Origin of the sequence: Vibrio sp. S234-5 (assembly GCF_000960595.1) — a bacterium.
GTDB lineage: Bacteria > Pseudomonadota > Gammaproteobacteria > Enterobacterales > Vibrionaceae > Vibrio.
Genome location: NZ_JZAM01000456.1, coordinates 1 through 380, shown reverse-complemented (window position 1 = coordinate 380; position 380 = coordinate 1). Strand labels below are relative to the sequence as shown.

Annotated in this window: 1 protein-coding gene; it reads right to left on the bottom strand. The window is 37.6% G+C overall.

Annotated features, from left to right (window positions below):
* Positions 1 to 88 (bottom strand): twin-arginine translocation signal domain-containing protein (locus tag UF06_RS25345; RefSeq protein ID WP_139046448.1); only part of this gene is annotated, 88 nt, incomplete at its 3' end.
* Between the last annotated feature and the right edge of the window lie 292 nt (positions 89 to 380).

Here is a 380-nt window from a genome sequence, read left to right as displayed (position 1 = left end):
CATTATCGTCGCAGCCACAACCGATTAAACCGGTAGCAACGGCGGTTGAAGAGACAACTTTCATAAAGTCTCGACGAGACAAAGACATACTGACTTCCTTTCTTATTGTGTTTTTATTTTTGCCCAAATAACGCAACGAATAAAAATCCCCCTATCCGCAGACAAAAGAGAATTGATTCGAGCTCACAGCGCCGATTATTTGGGTCGGTAATTTGTCCTAAAAACACTAAGTTAGAAGCTAGTTATGACAATTGCATTTCCAAAGATTACATTTTTGTTAAATTAAGTGTAAATACTCTATATTCATCACACTTCCAACAAAAGTGGCATTGGACTAATCCAATCAATAATATGAGCTAGACCGAGCAGGTGGAATAAAT